The 5,727-nt window shown below is 75.3% G+C and carries 7 protein-coding genes; 1 reads left to right on the top strand and 6 read right to left on the bottom strand.

The features are described 5' to 3' along the window. Window positions 1–368 precede the first annotated feature (368 nt). Both GA0115242_RS12690 and GA0115242_RS12695 read right to left on the bottom strand, forming a co-directional pair. Window positions 369–1,283: a DsbA family oxidoreductase gene (locus tag GA0115242_RS12690; RefSeq protein WP_093827729.1), complete on the bottom strand. Its 915-nt coding sequence runs from the start codon at window positions 1,281–1,283 to the stop codon at window positions 369–371. After that, window positions 1,280–1,702, bottom strand: coding sequence for an RrF2 family transcriptional regulator (locus tag GA0115242_RS12695; protein ID WP_093827731.1), 423 nt, complete (start codon window positions 1,700–1,702; stop codon window positions 1,280–1,282). The genes GA0115242_RS12690 and GA0115242_RS12695 overlap by 4 nt, the downstream gene beginning before the upstream one ends. A 138-nt stretch (window positions 1,703–1,840) precedes the next feature. Between GA0115242_RS12695 and GA0115242_RS12700 the strand changes: the two genes are divergently transcribed. Then, a complete protein-coding gene (locus GA0115242_RS12700; RefSeq protein WP_093827733.1) occupies window positions 1,841–2,335 on the top strand; it encodes a cupin domain-containing protein in 495 nt (164 codons plus the stop codon). Window positions 2,336–2,377: 42 nt separating this feature from the next. Here the strand turns inward: GA0115242_RS12700 and GA0115242_RS12705 are convergent, their stop codons facing one another. The 4 genes from GA0115242_RS12705 to GA0115242_RS12720 form a co-directional block, all read right to left on the bottom strand. Beyond that, on the bottom strand, window positions 2,378–3,202 hold the full coding sequence (locus GA0115242_RS12705) for an inositol monophosphatase family protein (protein ID WP_093827735.1): 825 nt from the start codon (window positions 3,200–3,202) through the stop codon (window positions 2,378–2,380). A gap of 98 nt (window positions 3,203–3,300) precedes the next feature. Further along, a complete protein-coding gene (locus tag GA0115242_RS12710) occupies window positions 3,301–3,819 on the bottom strand; it encodes a PaaI family thioesterase (RefSeq protein ID WP_093827737.1) in 519 nt (172 codons plus the stop codon). Then, window positions 3,816–4,454 (bottom strand): TetR/AcrR family transcriptional regulator, encoded by a 639-nt coding sequence (locus GA0115242_RS12715; RefSeq protein WP_237549011.1) that lies wholly within the window; start codon window positions 4,452–4,454, stop codon window positions 3,816–3,818. Before GA0115242_RS12715 ends, GA0115242_RS12710 begins: the two co-directional genes overlap by 4 nt. A 179-nt stretch (window positions 4,455–4,633) precedes the next feature. Beyond that, entirely contained in the window at window positions 4,634–5,656 is a 1,023-nt protein-coding gene (locus tag GA0115242_RS12720) for a sporulation protein (protein WP_093827741.1), read from the bottom strand. Window positions 5,657–5,727 lie beyond the last annotated feature (71 nt).

Consider the following 5,727-nt stretch of genomic DNA (forward strand, 5'->3'; position numbering starts at 1 on the left):
GGTGGGTGGCGGGTTCGCGGGGGCGGACCGGGGCACGGGACGGCGAAAAGGGCTCTCGGGAGCCGGGAAGGCCGGGGTGCGGGGATGCGGGCCGCGCGGCACGGCGGGCGCGGCGGGCGCGGCGGTGTGCTGACGGCGGTGGCGGGCGGCCCGCGCCGGGCGGGCGTCAGGAGAGGGCCGCCCGTGGTCTGCCGGCGGTCAGCGACAGAGGGCGCTACAGGTGCGCCGCAGATCCACGTAGCGGCACACCACTGCGGGGGGCGTCGTGAGCATGGGCATCATCCTGGGGTGGGTTCCGAGCCACTGTCAATGGACACCTGTGGGTGTCTCATTGGCCGGACGGTCGCCCCAACCGGGCCGGTGCGGTCTCAGCGCGGGGGTGAAACCCCAGGTCGCAGCGCCGGGTGGGTGGCGGCCTCGGCGGGATGCAGCCAGAGCGGGCCGCCCGCGGTGTCCACCCGGACGGCGTGCGGCGGCGGCCAGACGCCCCTCGCGAGGACGGCCGACTCGGGCCCGGTCAGGCTGCGGTGACGGGCCAGCGCCTCCTCCGGCGCGGGCGGCACCGGCGCGCACGGCAGCCCGGGAGACAGCTCGGCGACGGCCGCCGCGTACTGCTCGTACGGCCGCCAGCCCGCGACCACCCGGTGCCCCGCCGCGCCCCGCACCACCAACGTCGGCAGCGCGTACCGGAGTTCGCCGTCCGGGGTCTCCTTGACGGCGCCCGGGTGCGGCGAGCCGCCCGGTGGGGCGAACGCCTCTGGCAGCGGCGCGCGCGCCTCCGCCCGGTCGGCCCGCACCGCGGCCACGACCTCGTCGGCGACCGCGTCGGCGGCCAGCCGGTCCGCGTCGAGCCCCGGCACACCTCGCGCGGCGTCGAGCGCGCGGGCCACGGTGTCCGCCGGGTCGCCGAGCACGAACACGCTCTCCCGCAGCCGCCGCAGGACCCGGTCGGCGATCTCGGCGCCCTGCCGTTCGGCGGCCTTGGCGACCTGCGAGGCGGGCCAGGAACTCGCCGCCACCCGGGTCAGCGCGGCCGCGCGGGGCGCTCCGGTGTGCGCGGCGATCCCGGCCACGTACCGGGCGTACCAGGCGGTCTCGGCGGCGGGGTCGGGGGCCGGGTCGTCGTCGTGGTCGAAGAGGACGCCGTAGGCGCGGCGCCAGCGGACTTGGCCGTCGAGCGCTCCCCGCAGCCGCCGGAAGACGGGTTCCGAGCCCCACGCCCAGGGACACAACGGGTCGGTGTACTCGACGACTTCGAGCGGCGCGGGCGGCCCGGCGCTCACGCGGCGCCCTGTCCGAGGGCGGGGGCGGGCAGCAGCGAGGCGAGGTCGACCCCGGCGAGGACGGCCGCGGTGTCGGCCTCGATCCGCCGCCACACGTCGGGCAGTCCGGCGGCGGGACCGGGGTAGTCGAGCCCGGCGAGGGGCGCGCCGCGCAGGGTGATCAGGTCGCCGTCGACGGCGCGCACGACGTCCAGCAGGGTGATGTCGGCGGCGGGCCTGCCCAGCCAGTAGCCGCCCTCGCAGCCGCGCTGGCTGCGCACGAGTCCGGCCTTGCGCAGCTCGTTCACCACGGACTTGAGGAACCGGAACGGGATCTCCTGCGAGGAGGCCACGGCCTCGCAGGTCAGCGGGCGGTCGGGATGGCGGGCCAGCTCCAGCAGGGCCCGGGTGGCGTAGTCCGCCTTCGCGGAGATGTACATGGGCCCATCATGCCGCAGCGCCCCGCCGCCGAGGCTGCTTCCGACGCGGCCGTCCCTTCGTTGCGGGAACATTGCCGCAGGTGAAGCCTAATAGCCACCTCTTGACATCCTTTTCGCGCGGGTCCTAGCGTCCCGGCCATGAGCGAGCCCCTGACGGAGCCCGGCGAGGGCTTCCACCCCCATCTGCACGAGGCGCCGGCCGAAGCGTCGGCGCCCCTGCGCACCCGGCTGCACCACATCCGCGCCGACGCCCTGGACGGCGACACCGCCCAGACCGGGGGCATGCGGCGGTTCGCCGCGATCAGCGGGCGGACCGTCGGCTCGGAGAAACTCTGGATGGGGCAGACCCACGTGGCACCCGCCACCGCCAGCTCCGACCACCACCACGGCGCCTCGGAGACCGCGATCCACGTGGTGAGCGGCCACCCCGAGTTCGTCTTCCTGGACGACGGCGGCGAGGTCCGGCTGCGCGCCTCCCCCGGCGACTACATCTTCGTCCCGCCGTACGTGCCGCACCGCGAGGAGAACCCCGACCCGCGCGAGGAGGCGGTGGTGGTCATCGCCCGCTCCACCCAGGAGGCGGTCGTGGTGAACCTCCCCCACCTGTACGTCCTGCCCGGGAACGAGAACTGACGGAGCGTCATCAGGCGACCGTCGGCGGCGGCCGACAGCCCGTCAGGCGCCCGCCCGGCGCAGCAACTCGGCCGCCTCCGCCGCGACGCCCGGCGCCGCCAGCAGCAACGGCCGGTCGTACACCGGGACTTCGGGCAGGGCCACGGCTCCCGCCTCGGTCGCGACGAGCATCGCGGGCAGGCCGTCGACGTGGTGGAACTCGCCGATCGCCGTCGCGGCGGCCCGTCCGGCGGCCACCTGCGCCAGGGACAGGGCGGTGGAGCCCATCACCCGTACCGTGCAGTGCCGTTCGGCGAGTGCGGCGAGGAGCGCGTCCATGCCGGGCCAGTGGGCGTGGGCCGCCCACTCGGTGAGGAAGACACGGCCGGTGAGCGTGGTGTGCCCGGCCGCCCGGATCGGACGGCCGTCGAGCCGGGCGCCCGCGCCGCGCACCGCCGTGAACGTCTCGCCCCGCCAGGGGTCGGCCACCACGCCCACCAGCGGGGTGCCGTCGGGCGCGACCAGCCCCAGCGAGAAGGAGCACCAGCCGATGCCGTGCGCGAAGTTGGTGGTGCCGTCGACCGGGTCGACCACCCAGTGCGGGGCGTCCGGGGCGCCCTCCGTCACCCCGTACTCCTCGCCGACGACGCCGTGTTCGGGGAAGGCCGCGCCGAGCACCTCGCGGACGTGCCGCTCCACCCGTTCGTCGGTGTCGGTGACGATGTCCGCGGGACCGTCCTTCTCCCGCACGTCGTGCACGGGAGCACCGGCACCGGCCTCGCGGATGGTCCGCGCCGCCCAGGCCGCGAGTCCCGTCGCGACTTCGAGGGCCCGCTCCAGGGGGATGTCCGGGTCCGTGCCCACGCCGACCGCCTTCTCGTCCGTCATGCGGCCGATCCTGTCACCGCGGCGGGACGCGCGGGTGCCGGGCACGCGTCCCGGCGTCGACGATCGGGTGCCGGGACCCTGCCGGGCGGCTCGCCGGTTCAGCGTCCCGCGTCGCCGTCGGGGCGCAGGATCAGGCAGGTCGTGGTGGCGTGCGCGATCAGCCTGCCGTTCTCGTCGTGGACCCGGCCCTCGGCGGTGGCGGTGCTGCGGCCCACGTGGATGACCGAGCCCTCGGCGGTGAGGGTCTGGCCCCGGGTGTCGGCGGCGCGGATGTAGTTCACCTTCAGTTCGAGGGTGGTGTAGCCGACGCCCGCCGGGAGGGTGGTGTGCACCGCACAGCCCATCACGGAGTCCAGGAGGGTGGCCGCGATGCCGCCGTGGACCGTGCCGAGCGGATTGGCGAACTCCGGGCGGGTGGAGAGGGAGATGACCATCCGGCCGTGCTCCACCTCGTCGAACCGCATGCCGAGCAGCCGTCCGATGAAGGGGGCGCCGGGTTCGCCGGGGCCGCCCGCCTGGATCAGGCGCAGCGCTTCGAGCCCCGGGAGCCCGGAGAGGTCGGGCGGACGGACGCCGTCCGTGCCGTCGGTGGCGCCGGTGAGGTCGGTGGTGGTCATGGGTTCTGCTCCTGGGTGAGGTGCCGCTCGTCCGGGCCGGACGGCGTTCCGGGCGCCGCGCCGAGCGTCCGGGCCAGCAGGTCCCGGGTCTCCTCGGCGACCGCGTCCAGGGGTTCGATGCCGCGTTCGGCGCGGCACATCACGACGGCTCCTTCGAGCGCCGCGACGACGAGGACGGCGAGGCGCGCGGCCCGATCCTGCGGCACCCCGTGCCTGACCAGCAGCCCGGTCAGCGCGGCACGCCACCGGGCGAACGCCTCGGCGGCCGAGTCGACGAGCCGGGGCGCGTCGTCGTGGGGCTCCACGGCGACGGCGACGATCGGGCAGCCGGAGCGGAAGCCGCTCTCCAGCAGCCAGCGCCGCCACAGCGCGAAGACCGCGTCGACGGCCCCCACCGGGTCGTCCGTCGCGACGGCGGTGTCGATCCGCCCGGCGATGTAGTCACCGGCGAACCGCACGGCCTCGTCGATCAGTTGGGTGCGGCCGCCGGGGAAGTGGTGGTAGACGGAGCCGCGCGGGGCGCCGCTGTGGGCGAGGACCCGGTCGATGCTGGTGCCGCCCGTGCCCTGCTCGCGCAGCAGGACGGCGGCGCTGCGCACCATCCGTTCCCGGCTGTCGCTCCTGCGCGGACTCATGCCGCCACCGCCGTCCGGTGAGTTCCTGGCCTCTGCTGCCCCGACGGACCTGATTATGCTCTATGCCATAGAACATGCAACAGGGGCTCGGGCCCGCGCCGGAGCGCCGGACCGTGCACGCGCCGCGGGGCCCGGCCGACGTGCGACCGGGCCCCGCGGTGTGCCGTGCGGGCGCGCCGTCAGTCCTCGCCGCCCTCGTCGTCGCCCTCGAAGAAGTCGCCCACCTCGTCGACGACCTCGGCCGCGACCATGCCGCCGACGACACCGACCGCGAGCCCGGCCGCGCCCGCCGCGATGGCGGTGCCCATACCGGGTCCCGACCTGCGCTGCTCGTCGTGGTGCCCGTGGTGCCCGTCGTACCCGTGGTGGCCGTCGTGCCCCTGGTACCCGCCGTGCGCGGAGTGGCCCGGCTGACCGTGGTGGCCGCCGTACGACGCGCGCTGCTCGATCAGCCGGCGCAGCCAGCCGTCGACCTCGGTGTTCCAGTCGCGGACGTCGTGGTGGCCGACCGTGTGGCGGACCAGCGTGTCGTGACCGCCGCCGAAGAGTCCGCCGCGCTTGTCAACCTCCAGGACGACGTCCACGCCGCCGGGTCCGGCCAGGAAGGTCACCTCGATCTCGTTGACCTGGTGGGCGTACTGGGGCGCCGGGGTCAGCTCGATCTCCTGGTAGAAGGGGAGCCGCTGGTCGGTGCCGCCGATGCGCCCGTACTCCAGGTCGGCGGTGCGGAAGCCGAACCCGAGCTGGCCGAGCGCCTCCAGGACCGCCTCCTGGACCGGCAGCGGGCCGACGGTGAGCTGGTCGAGGTCGCCCTTGTCCTTGGCCCCGGCGACCGAGAGTTCGGTGCGCACGCCGAGGACGATACCGAGCGGCTGCCCGTACAGCTCGGTGATCGGCGTCTCCCAGGGCAGCGCGACGCCGAACGGCACCGCGCGCTCCTCGCCCGCCGCGAGCCGGAAGCCGCCGCCGACGGTGAAGCGCTCGAAGGCGACGACGCCCTCGCTCTCCCCGCCGTCGTGCTCGGCCTCGACCCGCGCGACCAGCTCCAGGGTGATGTGGTCGATGTCGAAGTCGGCGTTGCCGCCCTTGAGATGGACCCGCCCGGACAGGTTGCCGCCCGGCAGGGCCGCGCCGGGGTCGAGGACCGTGTCCACCGTGGGTCCGCCCACGCCGAGCGATCCGAGCAGCCGTTTGAACACCATCGCGGCGTTCACTCCCTTGCGTACGTGATGTGAGGTCGTTCTCTACAAGCGCGTAGAAGCATAGGGCGGGC

Source organism: Streptomyces sp. SolWspMP-5a-2 (assembly GCF_900091845.1).
GTDB lineage: Bacteria > Actinomycetota > Actinomycetes > Streptomycetales > Streptomycetaceae > Streptomyces > Streptomyces doudnae.